22 protein-coding genes are annotated in these 26,070 nt (G+C 50.1%); 19 read left to right on the plus strand and 3 right to left on the minus strand.

Annotated elements, in window-relative coordinates; all coding sequences use genetic code 11:
* Positions 1–179: 179 nt before the first annotated feature.
* The 8 genes from K7X24_RS05120 to hemH all read left to right on the plus strand — a co-directional run bounded on the left by K7X24_RS05120 (position 180) and on the right by hemH (position 8,576).
* On the plus strand, positions 180–575 hold the full coding sequence (locus tag K7X24_RS05120; protein WP_224553426.1) for a DUF454 family protein: 396 nt from the start codon (positions 180–182) through the stop codon (positions 573–575).
* A 215-nt stretch (positions 576–790) separates the two neighbouring features.
* Positions 791–1,345 (plus strand): adenine phosphoribosyltransferase, encoded by a 555-nt coding sequence (apt, locus tag K7X24_RS05125; protein ID WP_224553428.1) that lies wholly within the window; start codon positions 791–793, stop codon positions 1,343–1,345.
* 74 nt (positions 1,346–1,419) lie between these two features.
* Positions 1,420–3,444, plus strand: coding sequence for a DNA polymerase III subunit gamma/tau (gene dnaX, locus K7X24_RS05130; protein WP_224553430.1), 2,025 nt, complete (start codon positions 1,420–1,422; stop codon positions 3,442–3,444).
* A gap of 40 nt (positions 3,445–3,484) precedes the next feature.
* Complete coding sequence (locus tag K7X24_RS05135; RefSeq protein WP_224553432.1) at positions 3,485–3,814, plus strand: YbaB/EbfC family nucleoid-associated protein; 330 nt, start codon at positions 3,485–3,487, stop codon at positions 3,812–3,814.
* Positions 3,814–4,419, plus strand: a complete 606-nt coding sequence (recR, locus tag K7X24_RS05140) for a recombination mediator RecR (RefSeq protein WP_039487881.1) — start codon at positions 3,814–3,816, stop codon at positions 4,417–4,419. Before K7X24_RS05135 ends, recR begins: the two co-directional genes overlap by 1 nt.
* A gap of 179 nt (positions 4,420–4,598) precedes the next feature.
* A complete protein-coding gene (htpG, locus tag K7X24_RS05145; protein ID WP_224553866.1) occupies positions 4,599–6,482 on the plus strand; it encodes a molecular chaperone HtpG in 1,884 nt (627 codons plus the stop codon).
* 264 nt (positions 6,483–6,746) lie between these two features.
* Positions 6,747–7,391 (plus strand): adenylate kinase, encoded by a 645-nt coding sequence (gene adk, locus K7X24_RS05150; RefSeq protein ID WP_130623114.1) that lies wholly within the window; start codon positions 6,747–6,749, stop codon positions 7,389–7,391.
* 222 nt (positions 7,392–7,613) lie between these two features.
* Entirely contained in the window at positions 7,614–8,576 is a 963-nt protein-coding gene (gene hemH / locus K7X24_RS05155) for a ferrochelatase (protein WP_107332486.1), read from the plus strand.
* A 104-nt stretch (positions 8,577–8,680) separates the two neighbouring features.
* On the opposite strand, the gene ybaL is transcribed toward hemH, so the two are convergent.
* Entirely contained in the window at positions 8,681–10,366 is a 1,686-nt protein-coding gene (ybaL, locus tag K7X24_RS05160) for a YbaL family putative K(+) efflux transporter (protein ID WP_224553434.1), read from the minus strand.
* Positions 10,367–11,044: 678 nt separating this feature from the next.
* Here ybaL and ushA point away from each other — a divergent pair.
* The 9 genes from ushA to K7X24_RS05205 all read left to right on the plus strand — a co-directional run bounded on the left by ushA (position 11,045) and on the right by K7X24_RS05205 (position 23,508).
* Entirely contained in the window at positions 11,045–12,694 is a 1,650-nt protein-coding gene (gene ushA, locus K7X24_RS05165) for a bifunctional UDP-sugar hydrolase/5'-nucleotidase UshA (protein WP_224553436.1), read from the plus strand.
* A gap of 233 nt (positions 12,695–12,927) precedes the next feature.
* On the plus strand, positions 12,928–14,949 hold the full coding sequence (locus K7X24_RS05170; protein ID WP_224553438.1) for a discoidin domain-containing protein: 2,022 nt from the start codon (positions 12,928–12,930) through the stop codon (positions 14,947–14,949).
* Between the two features lie 163 nt (positions 14,950–15,112).
* Positions 15,113–17,119, plus strand: coding sequence for a discoidin domain-containing protein (locus tag K7X24_RS05175; RefSeq protein WP_224553440.1), 2,007 nt, complete (start codon positions 15,113–15,115; stop codon positions 17,117–17,119).
* 290 nt (positions 17,120–17,409) lie between these two features.
* Positions 17,410–19,563: a carbon starvation CstA family protein gene (locus tag K7X24_RS05180; protein WP_224553442.1), complete on the plus strand. Its 2,154-nt coding sequence runs from the start codon at positions 17,410–17,412 to the stop codon at positions 19,561–19,563.
* A 145-nt stretch (positions 19,564–19,708) separates the two neighbouring features.
* Positions 19,709–19,912, plus strand: a complete 204-nt coding sequence (locus K7X24_RS05185; protein ID WP_005976130.1) for a YbdD/YjiX family protein — start codon at positions 19,709–19,711, stop codon at positions 19,910–19,912.
* A 16-nt stretch (positions 19,913–19,928) separates the two neighbouring features.
* On the plus strand, positions 19,929–20,891 hold the full coding sequence (yjiA, locus tag K7X24_RS05190) for a GTPase (RefSeq protein ID WP_224553444.1): 963 nt from the start codon (positions 19,929–19,931) through the stop codon (positions 20,889–20,891).
* Positions 20,892–21,223: 332 nt separating this feature from the next.
* Complete coding sequence (locus K7X24_RS05195; RefSeq protein WP_224553446.1) at positions 21,224–21,460, plus strand: hypothetical protein; 237 nt, start codon at positions 21,224–21,226, stop codon at positions 21,458–21,460.
* 35 nt (positions 21,461–21,495) lie between these two features.
* Complete coding sequence (locus K7X24_RS05200) at positions 21,496–21,912, plus strand: hypothetical protein (RefSeq protein ID WP_224553447.1); 417 nt, start codon at positions 21,496–21,498, stop codon at positions 21,910–21,912.
* A gap of 213 nt (positions 21,913–22,125) precedes the next feature.
* The gene (locus K7X24_RS05205; RefSeq protein WP_224553449.1) at positions 22,126–23,508 is read left to right on the plus strand and encodes a glycoside hydrolase family 28 protein; all 1,383 of its coding nucleotides are present in this window, start codon (positions 22,126–22,128) and stop codon (positions 23,506–23,508) included.
* 303 nt (positions 23,509–23,811) lie between these two features.
* Here K7X24_RS05205 and ybaK read toward each other — a convergent pair whose 3' ends face one another.
* Together ybaK and K7X24_RS05215 are read right to left on the minus strand one after the other, a co-directional pair.
* On the minus strand, positions 23,812–24,291 hold the full coding sequence (ybaK, locus tag K7X24_RS05210) for a Cys-tRNA(Pro)/Cys-tRNA(Cys) deacylase YbaK (protein WP_005976136.1): 480 nt from the start codon (positions 24,289–24,291) through the stop codon (positions 23,812–23,814).
* Between the two features lie 70 nt (positions 24,292–24,361).
* On the minus strand, positions 24,362–25,180 hold the full coding sequence (locus tag K7X24_RS05215) for a TraB/GumN family protein (RefSeq protein WP_103941746.1): 819 nt from the start codon (positions 25,178–25,180) through the stop codon (positions 24,362–24,364).
* A 175-nt stretch (positions 25,181–25,355) separates the two neighbouring features.
* Here K7X24_RS05215 and K7X24_RS05220 point away from each other — a divergent pair, with 175 nt between their 5' ends.
* Positions 25,356–25,538, plus strand: coding sequence for a type II toxin-antitoxin system HicA family toxin (locus tag K7X24_RS05220; RefSeq protein ID WP_103941744.1), 183 nt, complete (start codon positions 25,356–25,358; stop codon positions 25,536–25,538).
* Between the two features lie 22 nt (positions 25,539–25,560).
* Positions 25,561–25,992: a type II toxin-antitoxin system HicB family antitoxin gene (locus tag K7X24_RS05225; RefSeq protein ID WP_103970630.1), complete on the plus strand. Its 432-nt coding sequence runs from the start codon at positions 25,561–25,563 to the stop codon at positions 25,990–25,992.
* Positions 25,993–26,070 lie beyond the last annotated feature (78 nt).

The following is a 26,070-nucleotide window of genomic DNA, read 5'->3' on the forward strand; positions in this document are numbered from 1 at the left end:
GCGAGCTAGCTTCGCGCGGTGTGTCGGCGCGTGGTATATATCGGCATCGTTAGTCTACGTCGCTTTACTGCACTGCATGAGGATATCTTAACTAATCCATCAGGCAAGGTGGTGATAAAGTGTGGTGGACATTGTCACAGACAAAACATAGTTGTAGTGAACAAAACAGAAAGGTGAATATGTATCGCGTGTTGCTGATGATATTGGGATGGGTTGCTGTTGTGCTGGCAACGTTAGGGGTCGTGTTGCCTTTATTGCCGACCACACCTTTCTTGTTACTGGCCGCTTGGTGTTTTGCCCGCTCGTCCCCGCGTTTCCATGACTGGTTACTGTACCGATCCTGGTTTGGTCGCTATCTGCGCCACTGGCAGCAGCATCGGGCGTTGCCGCCGGGGGCAAAATGGAAGGCTGTCACCATGATTTTGTTAACATTCGCGCTTTCGCTCTGGCTGGTTAAGCTCGTCTGGGTCAGGATCTTGCTGTTGGTCATTTTGGCTATTTTGCTGACCTTCATGCTTCGTTTACCCGTGATTGATCCAGAACAACAAACGCAGAGTGCGAATCCGAAAAGATAGTGTAAGCGGCGGCCTCTGTGACGGACAGACAAAAAATACACACCCAGAGTGCGGGTGGTTGCATTTATCCGTCACTTTGACTAGATTTGACCGTTTTCGTGCACGGGTCGCCATTTTTCCTCTTTGTCATAATGCCTATTCATCGCATCATGCGATGATGAAAGCCTTGTGGCGACCGGCATTGGTATGTTCAGAACGTTTTATCAGGCACAACTATGACGACCGTAACAGCACAGCAGGCAGAATTAATTAAAAACAGTATCAAAAGCATCCCCGATTATCCTAAGTTGGGCATACTGTTCCGTGATGTTACCAGCCTGCTGGAAGATCCTGTGGCCTATGCGGCCAGTATTGAGATGCTGGCAAACCGTTACCGCAACACTGGTGTGACGAAGGTTGTCGGTACTGAAGCGCGTGGTTTCCTGTTTGGCGCCCCAGTTGCGTTGGCGCTAGGCGTAGGTTTTGTTCCCGTGCGTAAACCGGGCAAGCTGCCACGTGCGACTATCAGTGAAAGCTATGAACTGGAATACGGTTCAGATACGCTGGAAATTCATGCAGATGCAATCTCCGCTGGCGATAATGTTCTGGTGATCGACGATCTGCTGGCAACCGGCGGTACGCTCGAAGCCACGGTGAAATTGATCCGTCGCCTGGGTGGTTCGGTCAATGATGCCGCTTTTATCATCAATTTGTTCGATCTGGGTGGCGAGCAACGCCTGACCGAGATGGGTGTCACCTGCTATAGCCTGGTTGACTTCCCCGGACATTAATCATAACAGTCTCGCCGATAGCGGCGTGGCTGTGTTAGCATGATCGCCTCAATAACTCGACTGTTGCGGTATTGATGAGCTATCAGGTTCTTGCCCGTAAGTGGCGTCCCCAAACCTTTGCCCATGTTGTCGGTCAGGAGCATGTCCTGACCGCGTTGGCTAACGGCCTTTCCCTAGGCAGAATTCATCATGCGTATTTGTTTTCTGGCACCCGTGGTGTCGGGAAGACGTCGATTGCCCGTTTGCTGGCAAAAGGGCTGAATTGCGAACAGGGTGTGACGGCAACGCCGTGTGGCCAGTGTGGCAACTGCCGCGAAATCGAACAGGGCCGTTTTGTCGATTTAATCGAAATTGACGCGGCGTCTCGCACTAAAGTCGAAGACACGCGCGATCTGCTGGATAACGTGCAGTACGCCCCTGCGCGTGGGCGATTCAAGGTGTACCTGATTGACGAAGTACACATGCTATCGCGCCACAGCTTTAATGCGCTGCTGAAAACGCTGGAAGAACCGCCCCCGCACGTGAAATTCCTGTTGGCGACCACCGATCCACAGAAGTTGCCTGTGACCATTCTGTCGCGCTGTCTGCAATTTCACCTCAAAGCGCTGGATGTTGAACAGATTCGCGCGCATCTGGAACAGGTATTACAGGCTGAAAATCTCGTCAGTGAGCCGCGTGCGTTACAGCTTCTGGCTCGTGCTGCTGATGGGAGTTTGCGTGATGCGCTGAGTCTGACCGATCAGGCTATTGCTATGGGGCAAGGGCAGGTGACGACGGATTCCGTCAGCAACATGCTGGGCACGCTGGACGATGAGCAACCGCTAGCACTCATTGAAGCGCTGGCGAAAGGCGATGGGGCACAGGTCATGTCGCTATTAGATCAAGTCGCGGCACGAGGTGTGGATTGGGAATCGCTGCTGGTAGAAACTCAGACGCTGTTGCATCGTATTGCGATGGTTCAACTGCTGCCCGCTGCGCTGGGTGATGATTACGCTGCGGTTGAAGCGCGTATGCGAGAGTTAGCGCGCGCGCTGCCGCCAGCGGACGTACAGCTTTATTACCAGACAATGCTCATTGGCCGCAAAGAATTGCCTTTTGCGCCCGATCGCCGGATGGGCGTTGAAATGGCGCTACTGAGAGCGTTGGCGTTTCATCCCAGTCAAATTATCGCCGAGCCTGTAGCGCCAGTGAGTGCTGCGCGTGCGCCTTCTATTATTCAGACTTCTCTCCAGACTCCTGCACAGCAGCCTGTTGCCACGACATCGGCGACGGTTCGTGCGCCAATGCCGCAAAGCAGTGAATTTCCTGAAGACGTGCAGCCGCCGCTAGGAGAAATGCCTGCTTCAACGGGGTCTGCGGATCAATATAGTGAGAGCGAGCTGCCTGATGCAACTTCTCAGCTATTACAGGCTCGCAGCCAGCTCCTGCGAAAACAGGGGAGTACGCCACCAAAAAAGGCTGATCCGGCAGCGTCTGACAACACGCGGCCGGCAACCTCAGCGCTGGAGCGATTGGCTTCGGTGACTGAGCGCAGCATTCAACGGCAAAACGCGAAAACTTCTTCCTCCGAACCCAAAAAACCGGAAGCCTATCGCTGGCGGGCGCAGAATAAAGTCGAAGAAGAGAAGGTTGACGTAGCGACGCCAAAAGCGTTGCGTTCAGCATTAGAGCACGAAAAAACGCCTGAACTGGCGGCACGGCTAGCGGAAGAGTCACTGGAGCGGGATGCATGGGCGGCGGAAATCCATCGCCTGACGTTGCCAAAGCTGGTACAACAGCTGGCACTCAATGCGTTTAAAGAGAGCGAAGAAGCAGGTAAGATCCATCTGCATCTGCGTTCATCCCAGCGGCACCTGAATTCGCCTGCGGCGCAAAAGACGCTGTTGGACGCATTGACGGCTCACTACGGGCATCCTGTAGAATTACTGATTACTGAAGACGACAACCCGGCGGTACGGACGCCGCTGGAGTGGCGTCAGGCTATCTATGAAGAGAAACTGGCGCAGGCGCGTCAGTCGATTCTGGCCGATACAACGATTCAAACGCTGCGGCGTTTCTTTGATGCGGAACTGGACGAAGAAAGTATCCGCCCTGTTTAACCGCTGCGTGTACGCAGCCCGACGTGATAGAGAGAAAACTATGTTTGGTAAAGGTGGAATTGGCAACCTGATGAAGCAAGCCCAGCAGATGCAGGAAAAAATGCAGCAGATGCAGGAAGAAGTGGCGAATCTGGAAGTCACGGGCGAATCGGGTGCAGGTCTGGTGAAAATCACGATCAACGGTGCGCATAATTGCCGCCGTATTGAGATCGATCCAAGCTTGATGGAAGACGACAAAGAGATGCTGGAAGACCTGATCGCTGCGGCGTTCAATGATGCCGCTCGTCGTATTGCTGAAACGCAGAAAGAGAAAATGGCGTCGGTTTCCAGCGGTATGCAACTGCCGCCGGGCTTCAAGATGCCGTTCTGATGCAGACCAGTCCGCTTCTTGAATCATTGATGGAAGCGCTGCGCTGCCTGCCGGGCGTTGGGCCCAAGTCGGCGCAGCGCATGGCGTTTCAGCTACTGCAACGTAACCGCAGTGGCGGTATGCGTCTGGCGCAGGCGTTGACGCGGGCGATGTCCGAAATCGGTCACTGTAGCGATTGCCGGACATTTACCGAGCAGGACGTTTGTGCGATTTGCTCAAATCCGCGCCGCCAGCAAAACGGGCAGATTTGTGTGGTAGAAAGCCCCGCGGATATTCATGCCATTGAACAGACGGGGCAGTTTGCTGGTCGTTACTTCGTTCTGATGGGGCATTTGTCACCGTTGGATGGCATTGGCCCAGACGATATCGGTTTAGGGCGGTTGGAAGAACGCCTGCAAGTGGAATCGATGAGCGAAGTGATTCTGGCTACCAACCCGACTGTGGAAGGTGATGCCACCGCGAATTATATCGCTGAACTGTGCGCACAACACGGTGTGATGGCAAGCCGCATTGCACACGGTGTTCCCGTTGGCGGTGAGCTGGAAATGGTCGATGGCACTACGCTTTCCCATTCACTTGCGGGTCGTCAGCCTTTCCGGTTTTAATCTGTCGGCTGCCAGTATCATTATCTGGCAGCCGCAGTCTTGTGTTCCTCTTTCATCTCACTGTTTTCTTTTTTCGCTGAATTTACCCCTTGAAATCACCTTGGTTTATCCCCACTTGCTACTTATCGTCAGTTTAATCAGCCTGAATAATATTAGGATTGAGGTAAGCAACAATGAGCATGAAAGGCCAAGAAACTCGCGGGTTCCAGTCCGAAGTTAAGCAACTCCTGCATTTGATGATCCATTCGCTTTATTCCAACAAAGAAATTTTTCTGCGTGAATTGATCTCCAACGCCTCCGATGCGGCAGACAAGCTGCGTTTCCGTGCGCTGTCCACACCAGAGCTGTATGCGGGTGATGGCGATCTGCGCGTGCGTGTGTCTACGGATAAAGAAAAACGCACCCTGACGATTTCTGACAACGGTATCGGCATGAGCCGTGACGAAGTCATTGATAATCTCGGTACGATTGCGAAATCCGGCACCAAGGCCTTTCTGGAATCTATGGGTTCCGATCAGGTTAAAGATAGCCAACTGATTGGCCAGTTCGGTGTGGGCTTCTACTCTGCCTTCATCGTGGCGGATAAAGTGACCGTGCGTACCCGTGCCGCGGGAGCGAGTGCCGATCAGGGCGTGTACTGGGAATCTGCTGGTGAAGGTGATTACACCATCGCTGACATCACCAAAGACGATCGTGGTACGGAAATCACCTTGCACCTGCGTGAAGGTGAAGACGAATTCCTGGATGATTGGCGTGTGCGTTCCGTCATCAGCAAATATTCCGACCACATCGCGCTGCCGGTAGAAATTCAATCCCAGACAGAAAGCGAAGAAGAAGGCGGTGAGTCCACCGTTAGCTGGGAAAAAGTTAACAAAGCACAGGCTCTGTGGACGCGCAGTAAATCTGAAGTCAGCGATGAGGAATATAACGAGTTTTATAAACACATCTCCCATGACTTTACCGATCCACTGAGCTGGAGCCACAATCGTGTGGAAGGGAAGCAGGAATACACTAGTCTGCTTTATATCCCTGCCCGTGCACCGTGGGATATGTGGAACCGCGATCATAAACACGGTTTGAAACTGTACGTTCAGCGCGTCTTTATTATGGATGATGCCGAGCAGTTCATGCCGAACTACCTGCGTTTTGTTCGTGGCCTGATTGATTCCAACGATCTGCCGCTGAACGTTTCCCGTGAGATTTTGCAGGACAGCCGTGTGACGCAGAACCTGCGTAATGCGCTGACTAAACGCGTGCTGCAAATGCTGGATAAACTGGCGAAAGATGACGCGGAGAAATACCAAACGTTCTGGCAACAGTTCGGTCTGGTGCTGAAAGAAGGCCCGGCTGAAGATGGCAGCAATCGCGAAGCGATCGCGAAACTGCTGCGCTTTGCCACTACGCAATCCGACAGCTCCGCACAGACGGTATCGCTGGAAGATTACGTTAGCCGGATGGTGGAAAGTCAGGACAAGATCTACTACATCACTGCGGATAGCTATGCGGCGGCGAAAAGCAGCCCGCATCTGGAACTGTTCCGTAAGAAAGGCATCGAGGTATTGCTGTTGTCCGAGCGTATTGACGAATGGATGATGAGCTACCTGACTGAGTTCGACGGTAAATCCTTCCAGTCTGTTAGCAAAGCAGATGACACGCTGGATAAACTGGCTGATGAAGAAAACGATGCGCAGAAAGAAGCACAGAAAGCGCTGGAGCCATTTATTGATCGTGTGAAAACCCTGCTGGGCGAGCGTGTTAAAGATGTGCGTTTCACCTACCGTTTGACCGATACGCCTGCGATTGTCGTAACGGATGCTGACGAGATGAGCACGCAGATGGCGAAACTGTTCGCCGCAGCGGGCCAACAGGCACCAGAAGTGAAGTACATTTTTGAACTGAACCCAGAGCACGCGCTAATTAAACGTGCGGCTGACGTTTCTGATGAGGCTGAATTTGGCGAGTGGGTTGAACTGCTGCTGGATCAGGCTCTGCTGGCCGAACGCGGTACGCTGGACGATCCGAACCTGTTCATCCGCCGTATGAATCAGCTGTTAAGTGCCTGATAGTGATATCCTCCAGACCCCGGTGACAACTGGGGTCTTTCCCCTGACTTTTACGCTTACTTCCGTTATTGAGTTTTTCTTCGTCTACACTGAATGGCAACATTGGGCAGACGGCAAACCGTATTTTTAGGTATCTGGCTTTTTTTCATCTGCCTCTGCGTTGCTGAAGCGAGCCCGTTCCTTGAGCATAAGCGTCTGGAATGGTATGGTTTAGCGATTTTCAAATTTATTTTATAAATATTACATAGCAAGGGGATTTACGCGATGCGTATTATTCTGCTGGGCGCTCCGGGCGCAGGCAAAGGTACTCAGGCTCAATTCATCATGGAAAAATACGGTATTCCGCAGATTTCCACGGGTGACATGCTGCGTGCAGCAGTAAAAGCGGGTACTGAATTGGGCAAGCAGGCTAAAGAAATCATGGACGCAGGTAAGCTGGTCACTGATGAACTGGTCATTGCTCTGGTTAAAGAACGCATCGCCCAGGAGGATTGCCGTAACGGTTTTCTGCTGGATGGCTTCCCACGCACCATTCCACAAGCTGATGCGATGAAAGATGCAGGCATCAATGTGGATTACGTTATCGAATTTGCAGTTCCTGACGAACTGATCATCGATCGTATCATTGGCCGTCGCGTTCATGCGGCGTCCGGTCGTGTCTATCATGTAAAATTCAATCCGCCTAAAGTTGAAGGTAAAGACGACGTGACGGGCGAAGAGCTGACTATTCGTAAGGACGATCAGGAAGATACCGTGCGTAAGCGTCTGGTTGAGTACCATCAGCAGACTGCACCACTGGTTTCTTACTATCAGAAAGAAGCTGACGCGGGTAATACGCGCTATTTCAAAGTGGAAGGTACGCGTAAAGTGGAAGAAGTTCGCGCAGAGTTGGAAACCATTCTGGGTTAATTTTTCTAAGCGAATCATACTCCGCTATCTGAATGCCAGACGATCGTCTGGCATTTTTTCGTTCTGAGATCCTCATTTGCTTTGTTTCCTCTATTGATAGCATCGGCGTTATCCCTGCTATCTACCCGTATTTGTTTAGCTTTTTTTCGCTACAATAGACATTTGATGTTACGCACTGGCGGGCTGAGAGAAAGCCTGCTTCTCCATAAAAGGAAGACGGCGATGAAACAAGAGAAATACGGCGTGCTGATGGTGAACTTAGGGACACCCGATGCCCCGACGCCGCAGGCGGTGAGGCGTTATCTGGCGGAGTTTCTCAGCGACCGACGCGTGGTGGATACGCCGCGCCTGCTATGGTGGCCGCTGCTGCGCGGTATCATCCTGCCAACCCGTTCACCGCGAGTGGCGAAGCTCTATCAATCGGTCTGGATGGAAGAGGGATCGCCGCTGTTGGTGATTAGCCGTCGACAGCAGCAGGCACTGGCTGCTCGCATGCCGGAAACGCCTGTTGAACTGGGGATGAGCTATGGTTCGCCCAGTCTGCGTTCGGCGCTGGATAAGCTACTGGCGCAAGGCGTAACGCAACTGGTGGTCTTGCCGATGTATCCGCAGTATTCCTGCTCAACAACAGCCGCTGTGTGGGATGGGTTAGCGGCGCAACTGCGGGATAATCGTCAGTTGCCTGCGATTCGCTTTATCCGTGATTACGCCGAACATCCTGCGTATATTGCGGCGTTGAAGCACCGTGTCGAGCAGTCTTTTGCTGAACACGGTGAACCCGACAGATTAGTGATCTCCTATCACGGCATTCCCGAGCGGTATGCCAATGAAGGGGATGACTATCCACAACGCTGTCGGGCGACCACCGAGGCGCTGATTGCTGCGCTGGGGCTGCCGGAAGGCAAAATAATGATGACCTTCCAGTCGCGTTTTGGCCGTGAACCCTGGCTGACGCCATATACGGATGAAACCATGCAGGGGCTACCCGCGCAGGGAATCAAGCACATTCAGATTATGTGCCCCGGTTTTTCCGCTGATTGTCTGGAAACGTTGGAAGAGATTCAGGAACAGAACCGTGAGATTTTCCTGCACGCAGGCGGAGAGGCATTCCACTATATTCCTGCGCTCAATGACGATCCGCTACACATCGATCTGCTGGAACAGTTAGTGAGCAAAGCAGAGTAGGGACAAGACCGTTTTTGTCTGGTGATGTTTGACGGTATATTGCACAACGTAAAAAAATGGCGGGCCAAATAGACCCGCCATTTTTGTCTCTAACGTGTAGGCATTTAAATAGGGCATGCCTGAGGCGCGGGTGGAATGTCATCCAGCTTCAACATAGTGATCATGCTGTTGGCGATTTCCCGCTCCCCCATTACTACTTCGTTGGCACCGTGCTCCATAATGTAGCTGACTTCATCGTCATAGTGCGCGCGGGCGATAATCTCCAGATCGGCACGCTTCTCACGAGCTGCAGCGACGATTTCCCCCGCCTCATAGCCGTTCGGAATGGTCAGCAATAGCCAACGGGCGCAGTCCAGACGCGCAATATCCATGATTTCAGGCTTGGTGGCGTTACCTAATACAGCTTTAATTCCCTGTTCACGCAGTGCATCAACACGTGTACGTGAATTCTCAATGACAACGATGGGAATTCCGGCCTGATGCAGTTTGGCACCAATCAGGCTACCAACACGACCATAGCCGACTAGCAGCGCATGGTTGCACATATCGACAGGAATCTGTTTCTCTTCCTCAATCGCTTCTTCCACAATCTGTTCTTCTATTGTTTCGTTCTTCGCCAGATAGCGTTCAAGCAGGGTAAACAGCAACGGGTTTATCATGATGGAGAGTATGGCACCGGCCAGTACCAGATTCCGTCCTTCTTCGGACAGCAGCCCCAGCACAATACCGAGTCCGGCCAAAATAAAAGCAAATTCACCGATTTGCGCCAGACTGGCGGAAATCGTTAATGCTGTCCGCTTCGAGTGACCAAAGAGCCGGACCAGCACGAAAGCGGCGGCCGACTTACCGAACACGATAATCGCCAGCGTGATCAGCACGGAAATCGGGTCGTTCAGCAGGATCATCGGATCAAACAGCATACCGACGGAAACGAAGAACAGTACGGCGAAGGCATCGCGCAGCGGCAGCGTGTCGTGCGCCGCACGCTGGCTGAGTTCAGATTCGTTCAATACCACACCAGCGAAGAATGCGCCCAGAGCAAAGGAGACATCAAACAGTTTCACCGCGCCAAAGGCGATGCCCAGCGCCATTGCTAACACTGCCAGTGTGAAAAGCTCACGTGAGCCAGTACTGGCGCTTTTTGCCAATACCCACGGCACCAGACGACGACCTACGACAATCATCAGGGTAATAAATGCAATCACTTTACCGATGGTCCAGGCCAAATCGGTTAGCAGTTTGCTGGTGTCGGCATGCTCAGCGCCGATCATGTCGCCGAAGGCCGGTAGCAGAACCAGCGTAAGGACCATCGCCAGATCTTCCACAATCAGCCAGCCGATGGCGATTTGACCACGTTGACTATCAATAAGCTGTCGTTCTTCCAACGCGCGTAGCAGAACTACAGTACTGGCGGTTGAGAGGCAAAGGCCGAAAACCAGGCCGCTCGCCAGGCTCCAACCCAGCATGGTGGATAACCCCATTCCAAGTAGCGTTGCCACGGCAATCTGGGCTATCGCACCGGGAATGGCGATGGACTTTACCGCCATGAGATCTTTTAGTGAGAAGTGCAGACCAACGCCAAACATCAGCAGGATTACGCCAAGTTCCGCGAGTTCTGATGCCAGTGAAGCATCGGCAACGAAGCCAGGTGTAAAAGGACCGACAAGTACGCCTGCGGCAAGGTAACCAACAAGGGGAGAGATACGCAGGCGGTGTGCCAGAATACCAAGGAGGAAGGCAAGAACCAACCCCCCAGCGATAGTAGAAATTAGCGGTGTTGCAGCATGCATCCCAACTCCTTGTGCCATAGGTGAAACGTAATTGAGCGGATTTACCCTTCTTGCTTTGAAGTTACAGCGTGGTTAGCAGTGCTTACGTACCCTTATGACTTTTATTATGTACCGAAAAGCGTATTGGGATTCGTTCGTTTGCTGTTTGGCTGCAACGCCAATTACTCTGGGTATAAATAAATTCTATTGCATATAGCGAAATGTTGCTTGGATAAAAGTGGTATTTTATGAAAAATATCAGTTTCTCCAGTTAAAGGTAGTCTAACACAGATTTAGGGATGGTTTCTCGCGATAAGCATTGATAAACATGCGTAATTATTCTGATAGCATGATGTTATGGGCTGTAATGCCCCACGGCTTTCCCGTGTATTCAGCGGAATGGTTTTATCCACTGACGTAAAACCCCAAAAAATAGGGGATAAACGGTGTGTCGTTGGGTTATTCCGATGAAGTATCCATATTAGCAAGAGTTCGTGACAGCACGACGGCAGTGCCAGGTATCACCATCGCTGTTCTACCTAATCCGATTTTGTCGGCTACCGCACGTTGCTGGCAGACAGCGTGAATGCGCCTCGCGCATTGTTCATCTTGCTGTGCTAAGTTGTGCGATAAATTAGAGTTTGTGCGGTGAGTTTCTCAGTGGTTCCACTGGGTCTTTAAAATAAACGGGGATTTATCATGCGTTTTTCAATAAAAGCTCTGGGATGTGCGATGGCGGTATCGCTGGCGCTAACACCTGTTATGTCAATGGCTTGGGAAAAAGACAAAACATACGCCATCACTATTTTGCATACGAATGATCATCACGGCCACTTCTGGCATAACGATCACGGCGAATATGGGCTGGCGGCGCAAAAAACGCTGGTCGATCAAATTCGTCAGGAAGTGGCGAGTAGTGGTGGTAGCGTACTGCTGCTTTCCGGTGGTGATATTAATACTGGTGTGCCTGAGTCCGATTTGCAGGATGCAGAGCCAGATTTCCGTGGTATGAACATGGTTGGCTATGATGCGATGGCGCTCGGCAACCATGAATTCGATAACCCGCTGTCTGTCCTGCGTCAGCAGGAAAAATGGGCAAAATTCCCGCTGTTATCGGCCAATATCTATCAAAAAAGCACCGATAAACGTTTGTTCAAGCCTTATGCCTTGTTCGACAAGCACGGTGTGAAAATCGCAGTTATCGGCCTGACAACGGATGATACGGCCAAATTAGGCAATTCTGAGTATTTTACTGATATCGAATTCCGTAACCCTTCGACGGAAGCGAAGCTGGTTGTTGAGCAATTGCGTAAGAGCGAAAAGCCGGATGTGATTATTGCCGCGACGCATATGGGGCACTATGACGACGGTAATCATGGCTCTAATGTGCCGGGTGATGTGGAAATGGCGCGTAGCCTGCCTGATGGATATCTGGACATGATTGTTGGCGGCCATTCGCAGGATCCAGTCTGTATGGCGCAGGAAAATAAAAAGCAAGTGGATTATGTGCCGGGCACGCCTTGTGCACCCGATCGCCAGAACGGCACCTGGATTGTTCAGGCGCATGAGTGGGGTAAATATGTTGGTCGTGCCGATTTCACATTCCGCAATGGTGAGTTAAAGCTTGAGCATTATCAGTTGATTCCGATCAACCTGAAGAAAAAGGTGGAGAAAGACGGTAAGACTGAGCGTGTTTTCTATACGCATGAAATCACGCAGGATCCTGACGTCATGAAAATGCTGACGCCGTTCCAGGAAAAAGGGCAGGCGCAGTTGGGCATCAAGATCGGTAGCGTGAAGGGCAAACTGGAAGGCGATCGCAATCAGGTGCGTTTCCGTCAGACCAATTTGGCACACGTACTGTTGTCGGCACAGCTTGAGCGTGCAGGAGCTGATTTTGCCATCATGAGCGGTGGCGGTGTACGCGATTCAATTGAATCAGGTGATATCACCTATAAAGATGTACTGAAGGTTCAACCGTTTGCCAACACGTTGGTCTATGTGGATATGAAAGGCAGCGATGTCGAGAAGTATCTGGCCGTAGCCGCCAATAAAAAGGTGGATTCTGGTGCCTATGCGCAATTCCTTAACGTCAGCTTGACGGCAGACGGGCAGGGTGTGCAGAACGTGAAAATCAAAGGTGAGCCGTTGCAGGAAGATAAAGTTTATCGCATGGCAACGCTGAACTTTAATGCGATGGGCGGGGATGGTTACCCGCGTCTTGATAACCTACCGGGCTATGTGAACACGGGTTTTGTTGATGCTGAAGTGTTGAAACAATACATCGAGAAGCACTCTCCGTTGGATGCAGAATCCTACGCGCCGAAGGGTGAAATTGTTTATAAATAACTAATAATCATGGCGGTTTTTGTCTCTTTGCTGGTGGCGAAAACCGCTGTTTCTTAGGATGTAGACTGTTAAGGGGGGGACACATTTAAACCCTCAATAGCTCCAATGGAATGAATGTAATTTTATGATTTAATTGATTAAATAATTTTATGTTTAGTAAAGCGCTTTAAAATAACCGATCTGCTAAATACACGATACTCCTGATGCACCCTCACTAACGGAGTAGTCGGTCTATGAAAAACGTAAATATTGAAATCAACGTCTGCGGCAGCACGGGAAAATCAACATGTGCTGTTAATCCCCCAATTCAGATCAATCCTCACACCTGCTGTCATGCGGATACGGATAATCAGTGCGAACCGCAATCTGGTGTGTCCGGGGTTTCCTCTGTATTCGGGCGTACGGGTGTCGTGACCGCTCAAGCCGGTGACTATACGGCCGATCAGATTACCGAAACGGCTACCAGAACCTTTGCCACGCTGGATGAAAAAGCGATCTGGAATGCAAAGCAGGATACATTACTCTCAGGAGCCACTATTCGCACGCTCTTTGGGGAATCTCTGCTGGGTAGTGGTGATATTTCACCTACGCCGGCACAAATGGGCGCTGCGGCTGTGGGGCACACGCATACCACATCAGAGATTACGGACTATACACAGAAAACGAAGCAGCTCATCCATTCTTCGCTGGAAGCGGGGACGGGTGTGACGCTGATTTATAACCCGGTGAATGAGAAAACGGTAATCAGCGCAGCGGGCGGTGGTTCCGGCAACGGCGGCTCTGGCTATATTGTTGCCGAGCGTAAGGGTGCAACGGCAGGGCAAAATCATGCGTTCAGCATCAGCCCACAAAGTAAATTTAATCTCGCGGCGTATGCGCTGAAAGAAGTCGCTGGCGCAGCGAATCAGACTTATGTTGTTGACGGTTTCGGCGTGTCTAGCGAAGAGAACTACAACGTAACTCATGCTACTGTGTTTGATAACACATTACGTCCCTATGTCGGAAAGCTATATAACTTGGCGCAATCCGGTAATTTTTATTCGTCACCAATCAAATCAGACGGTGAAAGCATTGAAATTGATGCTGTTAATAAAACGCTGATTCCTGCGATGACAGCAAATAATAGTTCAGTTGGCTACACGGTTGACGCATCGTCCGAGTATTCATCGCAATACGCGGCGTGGACAGCATTCAACGGAACGTTAAATCGATACTGGGCATCCAAAACCGTACCAACAGTCGCTAACCCACATTGGTTGCGTATTACTATGGCGGCTCCTGTATTGATTGATACATACAGAATAACAAACGAAAACCTGAATCCTGGACCACTCAGCCCGAAATCGTGGATGTTTCAGGGGAGTAATGATGGTACAACGTGGAATACGTTACATACGGTATCTAATGATACTCGTGATGCGAGGGGGGCGGTTCGAGAATATACGTTCACCAATAACACGCCGTATTCATCATTCCGTATTTTAATAACCGAGCAAAATGCTGGCCCGCATGTCCAAATTGGGGAACTTGAAATATTCCGCAGCGAGCGACTGCTGATTAACGGCAGTGATGGTAAGTGGTATTCAGCGAACAATGGGATATTAACATCGGTCCCAGCACCATCTGTGGCGGTAGATTTTTATGAGACTGGTTTTTTGTCATCTGGCGTAATACCTGAATTATCATTGTCAGGAATACAGCCAGTAACGATTTTTGCATCAAAAAATATTGATGCAAAAGTGCTATATACACCGCATCCTCAAATTGCAATACAGAAAGCCCTATCGAGCGCGGCGTTATGGCCACAAATCAATGCCGCCACGCTAACAGCAACGCAGACGGGCAACGGCAAAGTACGTGTCGCCGTCACGCGAGACTTAGTAAATTGGCATGTGTTGCAGAACGGGGCGTGGGTTGATGTGGGGGCGCTGTCAGCCGATACCGCAGGCGCAGAAGCACTGATTGCGGACGGTATGACGCCAGCCGAGCTTGGCGGTATTACGGCGGCACAGTGGACGCAGCTGTTTTCATCCAATAACGGCGTACCGGATTCACTCGCGTTTGCATTTGCGCTTGATATTACCGATCCGGTGACAGACGTCGCGACGATTGACCGACTGGTGCTGAACGTCAACGATGCTTCCAACTGGAAAGTGCAGTCACCCGCGGAAGTGGAAATCCGCTGGCGCACGGACTGTGTGACATTCCGCACCGTGACGGCAGGCAATTACAAACTGGCGTATCAGGTTCCGTAATTATTCACCCGATGACATATTCCAATGGCCGCGTATTTGCGGCCATTTTTGCTTCTGTATTTTATATAAAAGGTGGCAACAGATTAGTAACGTGCTTTAAAATAATCTCTCTTGAAACTAAGTGATACTCCCCATGCCCTTTATTAACGGAGTTATCAACATAATGAAAAGCGTAAATATTGAAATTAATGTCTGTGATAGTACGGGAAAATCAACATGTACCGTTTATCCTCCTATCCAGGTTGATCCCCATACGTGCTGCCATTCAGACAATGGCGGAGATCAAGAACCTGATGTTTCTGGCGTTGTTTCCGTCTTTGGACGTACCGGTGTCGTAACTGCACAAGTTGGCGACTATACTGCCGATCAGATTACCGAAACCGCCACCAGAAAATTTGCCTCGCCAGATGAAAAAGCAGTCTGGAATGCCAAGCAGGCTGAATTAATTTCTGGTTCCACTATCCGCACGCTCTTTGGCCAGTCGCTGCTGGGCAGCGGTGATTTTTCACCGACGCCAGTGCAGATGGGCGTTGCCGCCGCGGATCACACGCACACCACAGCGGAAATCACCGACTACACGCAAAAAACAAAGCAGCTCATTCATTCCTCGCTGGAAGCCGGATCGGGTGTGACGTTGAGCTATAATCCAGAGAATGAGAAAACCATTATCAGTGCAGCAGGTGGTGGTTCTGTCGGTGGTTCGGGTTATATTGTTGCCGAACGGCTGAGTGAAACGGCAGGGCAAAACCACGCGTTCAGCATTCGCCCACAAAATACATTTAATCTCGCGGCGTATGCGCTGAAAGAAGAAGAGGGGACGGCAAATCAGGCCTACGTTGTTGATGACTTTAATGCGTCGAGTGAGCCAGGTTATAACGCAACGAGTGCGGTTGTTTTTGATGGGCAAGTACAGCCGTACATGGGCGGAGTTGTCGAATTGGTTGAATCAGGTGGAGAATATTTTGCAGATATAAAACCTGATGCTAAATCGTTATCAATCGATGATACTGAAACAACATCTATTATCCCTGAAATGGAATCAAATGTATCTCCGAGCGGATATACGATTTCTTCATCATCGGTATACACTCCAGCATATTCTGGGTGGATGGCGTTTTCGTCGACCAATCCTGGTTTTTGGAATTCTGAAGTTGGGCCAACAGCTGAAGAACCTCAGTGGCTGCGGGTAGATCTACCGAACCCAGAAGCTATCGGCGGTTATTCAATCCAGAATCGATTATCATCTGTTATCAGTAGTCCACGATCATGGCGATTTGAGGGCAGTCATGATGGGATTACATGGGAATCCCTTCATTCTGTTAATAATGATACGAATAGTAACGCTGGGATTATCAGAGAGTACAGGATATCTTCATCAGTAGCGTATGCGTCATACCGAATTATTATCACTGAATCAAACCCAAATACTAACTATGTTGTTATACAAAACATTAAATTATTCCCTCATGGCCGCCTGCTGATTAATGGCAGTGATAATGCATGGTATACGGTTAATAATGGATTGCTGGAGAATATTGCAACGGCTGATTTTAGTCGTGGGTTTTCATCATCTGGAACCATTAATGGCTCTGATTTTTCCGCTATTTCTCCGTTCTCAGTACACGCAGAGAATCAGCGCAATATTAAATTGACGTATCTCCCGAATTCACAAATTATTATCAATAAATCCCTATTATCTGCCTCTGCGGGTTCGTGGGCAACAGTCAATGCCGCAACGCTAACCGCCACGCAGACGGGCAAAGGCAAGGTGCGTATCGCTGTGACGCGGGATCTAGTTAACTGGCATGTCTTGCGGAACGGGACGTGGGTTGATGTGGGGGCGCTGTCAGCCGATACCGCAGGCGCAGAAGCACTGATTGCGGACGGTATGACGCCAGCCGAGCTTGACGGTATTACGGCGGCACAGTGGACGCAGCTGTTTTCATCCAATAACGGCGTGCCGGACTCACTTGCGTTTGCGTTTGCGCTTGATATCACCAATCCAGAGACAGACGTTGCGACGATTGATCGACTGGTGCTGAACGTCAACGATGCTTCCAGTTGGAAAGTGCAGTCACCCGCGGAAGTGGAAATCCGCTGGCGCACGGACAGTGTGACATTCCGCACCGCGACGGCGGGTAATTACAAACTGGCATACCAGGTTCCGTAATCGCTCATCACATTAACACTCTACTGGCCGCGAACGCCGCGGCCTTTTCGTTTTATACCGCCCAATTTATCCCCAGCCACTCAATGCGTCATTCTAACCGCTTAGCTCGCTATTCTGCCGCCTACCCAAATACCCGCCCACGCGCGTACGCGATGGCGTAATGTGCCGCCACTATTTTCCTTTATCTGAAATACGCGATAACCCGTGTTATCGCACGACGCATTACCAGGGTTTATTTTTCTACAGCTAACAAAATCAAACGATTGTGATTTTTAATTGAAGGATGTCTTATGAAGAGCAACGCCATTCTTAAACACATCCCTTGGATGATTCTTGGAATCATCGGGGCTGCTTGCCTCGGCGTAGTCGCACTACGTCGCGGTGAGCATATTAGTGCATTATGGATTATTGTTGCTTCTGTCGCCGTTTACCTCGTGGCTTATCGATACTACAGCCTGTATATCGCACAAAAAGTCATGCAGTTAGATCCGACTAGAGCAACCCCCGCCGTTGTGAATAACGACGGTCTTAACTATGTGCCAACGAACCGTAATGTCCTGTTCGGGCACCACTTTGCTGCTATTGCAGGTGCGGGTCCGCTGGTTGGACCGGTGCTGGCCGCACAGGTCGGCTACTTGCCGGGCACCTTATGGCTGCTGGGCGGCGTGGTGTTGGCGGGTGCCGTACAGGACTTCATGGTCCTGTTTATTTCGACCCGTCGTAACGGTGCGTCGTTAGGCGAAATCGTTAAGAAAGAATTAGGCCCAGTCCCGGGTACGATTGCACTGTTCGGCTGCTTCCTTATCATGATCATCATTCTTGCCGTACTGGCGCTGATCGTGGTGAAAGCGCTGGCAGAAAGTCCGTGGGGCGTCTTTACCGTGTGTTCTACTGTGCCGATCGCGCTGTTCATGGGCGTCTACATGCGCTTTATCCGTCCGGGTAAAGTCGGTGAAATCTCGGTGATCGGGATCGTATTGCTGGTGCTGGCAATCTGGTTTGGTGGCGTAGTGGCGCATGACCCGTACTGGGGCCCAGCGCTGACCTTCAAAGATACCACCATCACCTATACGCTGATTGGTTATGCCTTCGTGTCCGCACTGCTGCCAGTATGGTTGATTCTGGCGCCGCGTGACTATCTGGCGACCTTCCTGAAAATTGGTGTCATCGTCGGTCTGGCGATTGGTATCGTGATTCTGAATCCTGATCTGAAAATGCCAGCGGTAACGCAGTTTGTGGATGGCACCGGTCCGGTTTGGAAAGGTACGCTGTTCCCGTTCCTGTTTATTACGATTGCCTGTGGCGCGGTGTCTGGCTTCCACGCGCTGATTGCTTCCGGTACTACGCCGAAATTGATGGCTAACGAAAACGATGCGCGTTTCATCGGTTACGGTGCCATGCTGATGGAATCTTTCGTGGCGATCATGGCGCTGGTTGCGGCGTCTATCATCGAACCTGGTCTGTACTTCGCAATGAATACTCCGCCAGCGGCGCTGGGTATTACGATGCCTGATCTGCATCGTCTGGGCACAGCAGATGCGCCGATGATTCTGGCACAGCTGCAGGACGTATCTGCCCATGCGGCGGCGACGGTTAGCTCTTGGGGCTTCGTGATTTCTCCTGAGCAGATTCTGCAAACGGCGAAAGATATCGGTGAACCTTCCGTTCTGAACCGTGCAGGTGGTGCACCAACGCTGGCTGTCGGTATCGCACACGTGTTCCACCAGATCATTCCTGGTGCCAACATGGGCTTCTGGTACCACTTCGGTATTCTGTTTGAAGCACTGTTCATTCTGACGGCATTGGATGCGGGTACGCGTGCGGGCCGCTTCATGCTGCAGGATCTGTTGGGTAACTTCGTTCCGTTCCTGAAGAAAACCGACTCTCTGATTGCTGGTATGATCGGTACGGCTGGCTGCGTTGGTCTGTGGGGCTACCTACTGTATCAAGGCGTGGTTGATCCATTGGGCGGCGTGAAGAGCCTGTGGCCGTTGTTCGGTATCTCTAACCAGATGCTGGCTGCCGTGGCGCTGATTCTGGGTACGGTTATCCTGATTAAGATGAAACGTACGCAGTACATCTGGGTCACGCTGGTTCCGGCGATTTGGCTGCTGATCTGTACTACCTGGGCGCTGGGTCTGAAACTGTTCAGCGACAATCCTCAGTTGGAAGGCTTCTTCTACATGGCGAATATGTTCAAGGGCAAAATTGCGGAAGGCGGTGCCGATCTAAGCGCGCAGCAGATTGCGAACATGAACCATATCGTGACTAACAACTATACCAACGCCGGTCTGAGCATTCTGTTCCTGATCGTAGTGTACAGTATTATTGCGTACGGTATTAAAGCGGCACTGGCTGCACGTAAAGTGGCTGAACGTACCGATCAGGAAACCCCGTATGTCCCGGTTCCTGAAGGTGGCGTGAAAGTCTCTTCCGGCCACTAAGTGACTCGCGCCCGTCAGATTTTGCGAGACAGCTAGCAAGGCTGAACGTGAAAGATGACGGGTACAGATACCCTGTATAATGTATAACGTTATACAGGGTATTTTTTATCTAGCCGCTATTGCAGGCGATGGTCTGGAGGTAATGATGTTTGGCAATCTGGGAAAAGCAGGAAAATATTTGGGCCAGGCGGCGCGTATGCTGGTCGGTATGCCAGATTATGATACCTATGTGCAGCATATGCAGACTAATCACCCAGATAAACCTGCGATGACGTACGAAGAATTCTTTCGCGAACGCCAGCAGGCGCGTTACGGCGGAGACGGCAAAGGCGGGATGCGTTGCTGTTAACGACTTGGGATCTGTTATGACTCAACCACTTTATGTCACCATTCTGACCGGTTTTCTTGGTGCAGGGAAAACCACCTTATTACGGCATATCCTGAATGCTGAGCACGGCTACAAGATTGCCGTGATTGAAAACGAATTTGGCGAAGTCCCGATTGATAATACGTTGATCGGTGAACGGGCCAGCCAGATTACGACGCTGAGCAACGGCTGCATCTGCTGTACGCAGTCCAATGAACTGGCCGATGCGCTGCTCGATCTGATTGATGGCGTGGATAATGGCACGTTGGATTTTGATCACGTCATCATTGAATGCACTGGTATGGCCGATCCGGGGCCGGTGGCGCAGACTTTCTTTTCGCATGAAATTATCTGTGAACGCTTTTTTTTGGATGGGATTATCACGCTGGTGGATGCAGTACATGCGCAGCAGCAGCTCGATCAGTTCACCATTGCGCAGTCGCAGATTGGCTATGCCGACCGCATACTGCTGACCAAAACCGACGTGGCAAGCGAAGACGAGATGCTGCTACCGCGTTTGCATCGCATCAATGCGCGTGCACCGATCTACCCTGTAGTCCATGGCGATATCGATCTGAGCGTGCTGTTTAACATCGACGGTTTTGTCCTCAGCGACAAGCTGGACGTGAAAACGCCAGTATTTCGCTTTGTTGCCCCCGCGCAGAATAACGTGCAATCAATCGTTGTGTATCTCGATAAGGCGGTTGAGCTTCAGTCTGTTTCCGATGTGATGGAAAACCTGCTGCTGCAATTCTCCGATAATCTGCTGCGTTATAAAGGTATTTTGGCCATCAACAGTGATGACCGCCGCCTGCTGTTTCAGGGCGTTCAGCGCTTGTATAGCGCCGACTGGGACAGAGAATGGCACGCTGATGAAGAAAGAAAGAGCGTGCTGGTGTTTATAGGTGTGGATTTACCTGAACAGGAAATCCGTGACGCTTTCGCTCGCCTGGCGGCATAACGCTATTTTTCTGGTCTGGGCTGGCTATTCAGGCCAGCCTAAATCCGCTCTCTTCAATTCTGCTTCTTTTTTATCCTGCACTTTATCAGGTATTAATTAACCGCTATGGTAGCCCGCATCTGCCATCGGCAGTTCAACCAACTACCAGCTGCAGAAGAAGCCAGTGTTGAATATAAATGAGATGAGAACTACTATTATTCAGTAATGATTATTTCCCTTCTCGGCATCATTAAACTATTAATTTAACATGATTATTAATCGTTTTTTTATAGTTTTCATCTCGTTTTTATTTAGAATGGATAAAGTAAAAATTTTGTTTAAGGATATATGATATGAATATCAACGGTGCTGGAAGTAGTTCAAAACCATATGCTATAAACGACACATCAATAAATAACGGTGGCACGAGTCGGCAAGTATCCGTATTTAGCCAAAATATTGGTAAAGTGCAGCAATCAGCCGATGTATTTAAGAAGGGGCACCATCGTAATAATGCGGTAGACTTACGCCCAGTCTCATCGGCTGAGCTTGTAGACAATCTTGGCAGTAGCGTGCGAATCAAACGATAAAAAAAGCAACTATGTAAAAGGAAGCTAATTTTTTTATGAAAATAGTAAACTATCTGCGGGCAAATATCTTTCGTAGCAGTAGTGCGGCCTTCGAATTAGCGATGGAAAATAGTAAATATCAATCATTTGCAGAGAAAATTATTTCTGTAAAAAATGAATTTTTATGTTGTGAACTTATAAATACTAATTCAAATTTAAAAAAAGAAATTTTGATAAAAAGTAAAATTTATAAATATGAGAATTTTTTAAATGAACTCTCAATAAAAAAATCTATGACATCAGTGATTAATCAAAAAACAGGAATGAACATAGCATTAAATGCTAATGTTCCAAATTTCACTAATGATTCACTAAAGCCAAAGATGAAAGAAACAAAGCTAAACGAGCAGCCTGCATACTTCCTAGCTCCTGACCGTGTCATTATCACTTTCGGAAAAGAAAATCTTATCTAAATTTCTTAAGGATAATCGTTATGCGACAGGTTGTCTCGTAGGGTATCCGTAATGTGTGAACCAACAGGACCGGAATAAGGCAATTGCACGAAAAAACTCCTACCTTATTGTAATTATTACAAATACATCTAAAATGTGATCGCCCCTCGCTTTTTAATGGAATCTTGGTGTTATTTTATTAAAACGATATTTCATTATTTAGTGGGGTTAAGTATGCGTAGTGGTCTTGCTCTGTCATTAATGGCTTCCTGCATCACATTGGGTATTCAGGCTGGTTCGGCACAAGCGGCCAGTTCCGTGAAATTCCCAGATAAAATCTGTGACGTCACGCAATACGGGGCCGAAGGCCACCGCCTACAAATCGCACTGAATACCCAGGCTTTCCAGAAAGCGATTGATGATTGTGCTGCGGCTGGCGGCGGAACAGTACACGTTCCTCGCGGTAACTATCTGGTTGATCCGCTGTTCCTGAAAAGTAACATCAGGCTGGATCTGGCAAAAGATGCGACCATCGTCGCGTCGACCGAAGAAGCAGCCTATCGCGCGACGGAAAAAACCAAGTACGCTGAAGCGGAAAATGGCTGGCTTCCCTTTATCAGTATTGCCGATGCACAGAATGTGGCTATCACTGGGCAGGGCACGATTGATGGGCAAGGCGCTGTCTGGTGGGAGCGCTGGCGTGAGAATATTCGTGCAACCGGCAAGAAAGGTGGCACCGATCGTCCACGTCTGATTTATATCAAAAGCTCTAGTAACGTGCTGGTGGATGGCGTCACGCTCACTCACTCTCCGAGTTTCCACATTGTGATGCGTTACTCGCATGATGTGGATGTGAACGGTACTCGGATTCTGTCGCCGTGGCATGCGCCAAATACCGATGCTATCGACCCGATCGACAGCCAGAATATCCGTATTACCAACAACTATATCGACTGTAATGATGACCACATCGCGATAAAAGCCGAGAAGCCGGATAGCCGATTCCCGAATGGCGTCGTGGATAACATCTATATCGCCAACAATATCCTGAAGCAGGGGCGCGGCATTTCTATCGGCAGCGAAACCTCTGGCGGCGTGAATAACGTGCTGGTTGAAAATAACCAGTTCGAAGGTTCCATGTACGGTATCCGCATTAAAACCCTGCGTGGTAAAGGCGGCGAAGTGAAAAACATCACTTACCGTAATACCAAAATGGTGGATGTTGAAATCCCGCTGGTCTTTGCCGCTTACTACAAAGCCGCGCCGATTGTGCAGGCTGAAGTAGACAAGATGCTGGCCGAAGGCGGCTTCACGATGGGTGAGCAAATTTATCCGCCGGATACCGATCCAGAGCAGCCGTTTGATCAATACAAGACGCCGCATTTCAGCAATGTGACGATCGAGAATCTGGAGTCGACCGGTAAGACCAAAGCAGCGGCTTACATTATCGGCGTACCGGAAGCCCCACTCAGTGGTTTCCACTTTGATAATGTACGCATTGATGCGGATAAAGGCATTCGCGTAAGAAATGCGGAGTTGCAGACCAAAGGCCTGACGCTGAATGTGAAAGAAGGCCCAGTGATGCAGTTGGATAAAGGGGCAAAAGTCGATCAGTAATCGATTATACCCTAAATAATTCGAGTTTCGGGACAAAACGAGTTCGTTTTGAATAACGCGAAGCGTTAGCCCTTTAGGGCGATGCTCATCAAGGAGCATCGTGACGCGGCAAGGGAAGGAATCCCGATGAGCTTACTCAAGTAAGTGATTCGGGTGACTGAGTGCAGCCAACGCACATGAAACTTGAAGTATGACGAGTATATGAAGCGGTAGCAGGGGACACACTGGCCGTGGAGTCCTCTGCTATCTGCTTCGTTTTGATGCTACATCGTCAGGCAGGTTATGCTCATTTAATCGCGAGTATTAATCATGCTTGGCGATATCGGCAAAGGTGGCGCGCAGCAGTCGCGCCAGATCGTCTGCCGATAGTTCAATATCCAACCCACGTTTACCGCCGGAAATGAAAATGGTACCGAACTGGCGTGCCGGTTCATCAATCACGGTTGGCAACAGTTTCTTCTGCCCAAGTGGGCTGATTCCTCCTACCAGATAACCTGTGACACGCTGAGCGATGACCGGATCGGCCATATCCGCTTTTTTAGCTGACAGCGCACGGGCGACTTTCTTGAGATCCAGCATGCCAGCGACTGGCGTAACGGCCACGGCGAGATTTTTCGCATCACCATTCAGAGAAACGAGCAGCGTTTTATAAACCTGTTCTTTATTCAGTCCCAGCTTTCTGGCCGCTTCTTCGCCAAAGTTGGTTTCATCGCTGTCGTGGTGGTAGCTGTGTAGCGTAAAGGCGACCTTGTTTTTTTCGAGCAGATTGACTGCGGGTGTCATGATTTCACTATCCTTAACCCTGTAGCGGGCCTTATCTTGCGGACGCGGCTACGCGTCATAATGTGTTCTTTCATGGGGTTGCGGTATGACCGTTTTTTAGCAGCGTGGGTAAATTCTCATCGCCATACAGATGCAGTGCGCCTACGGCCACAACGTAATTTCCGGGTGGCAATTCCTGAAGCTGCTGTTGCCAGCGGCGGTTACGCTGGCCCATCAACAGGTCGGTCATTTCATTGCTGAACGTCGCGGGGATATCCGGCGTATATTTGCCGGGTCTGCTGTCTAGCCACCATCCCACCATCGTTTGTAGCAAATGTGCGTTGGTGCGCCAGTGTTTAATCGTATCCTCCAGCAACAGCAGGCCGCCCTGCGGTAGTTGTTGTAACAAATCAACCTGCGTCTGCTGTCCTTCCAGCTCGATAACCTGAATACCGTGAGATTTCGCGGCGTTAATTAACTGATAATCGATACCGTAGTCGGGGCGTAAGCCCAGCAACTGCGCCTGTCTGGCTTGCAGCATCAGCGCGGCCTGCCAGGCCGGAAGCGTACTGATATTACTCTCATCGAAAGAGAGCGACTCGCAGATTTTTTGCAGTTGGCGGTAGTTTTCCGGGCTGAGGCGCTGTACGAGCGGTGGCTCGGCGTCACTGTGCCCGAAAGGGGAATGTGAATCGGATATATCGGCTTCGACGATAAGTGCGGTCGCCTGCCGGAGCTGTTGCAACAGCGTATCGGGCAGCGGTGCCATATCCTTGCTACCCATATGAATGCTGCCGACCAGATGCAGTTGTCGTTCATTGGTAAGCTGAACGTCTATCGCTGGGTAGGCGTAAGCCAGCGGTGAGATAAAGCCAAGAAAAGTCGCGATTCTACGCAGCAGTTGCCCCATTGGTTCCGTCTCCTGATGTGGAATAACTATGCTAAACGCTAGATGCGGAACAATACAAGGTATACCAATCCTAAGGGCACGGAAGCCCACGTGTTTGGTTACTCAATTCTCCCTATGCGTAAAGATTGATGGGTGTGTATTGGTGTGTATAATGAAAGTCAGGTTAGGAGGATACATGACATCAACTGACCTGATAAAGGAGCTGGCAGCGGCAGGTTGTGAGTGCAAACGGCATAACGGCGGGAGTCACCAAATATGGTGGTCACCCATTACTGGAAAAACATTTCCAGTGCCGCATCCAAAAAAGGATTTACCACTTGGAACTGTCAAATCCATCAAAAAAATGGCGGGGATCTGATCCCCGCCTTTTCGGAGGCAATATGTTTTTTTCAGTCGGTGTTGAAACGCCAAAAGATGATGCTACGGCATATGGGCTGATCGTTCCGGCGTTGTGTACTGATGATTATGGCTGCTTCTCTGCAGCTGACAGCCAACAAGAGATTGCACGCATGGCGCGGGAAGCGATTTTAACCATTATTGATGAAGCGGTGAGCCGCGGAAATCTGGATATTAAACGACTTAATGATGCTGGACATCTCATCTATGCGGCAATACCAGATTTTGCGGACTACGATAGTTGGTTCGTGCTGGATGTGGATTTATCGGCTTTTGAGGGAAAACCGCAGCGATTGAACATTTCACTTCCCGATACGTTGATACAGCGTATTGATAATCGCGTGCGAGAGCAGCCGGGTACTTATCGCGATCGCAGCCATTTTTTGGCAGAAGCCGCACGCCATGAACTGGAGTGAGCGTGGGTGAATAGGTCTGGTTGCCAGCGATAAAATCACGACGATTTTCAGAAAGGAAAACGCGGCACGTCTCAACAA

The sequence above is a fragment of the Pectobacterium versatile genome, assembly GCF_020166435.1.
Lineage (GTDB): Bacteria > Pseudomonadota > Gammaproteobacteria > Enterobacterales > Enterobacteriaceae > Pectobacterium > Pectobacterium versatile.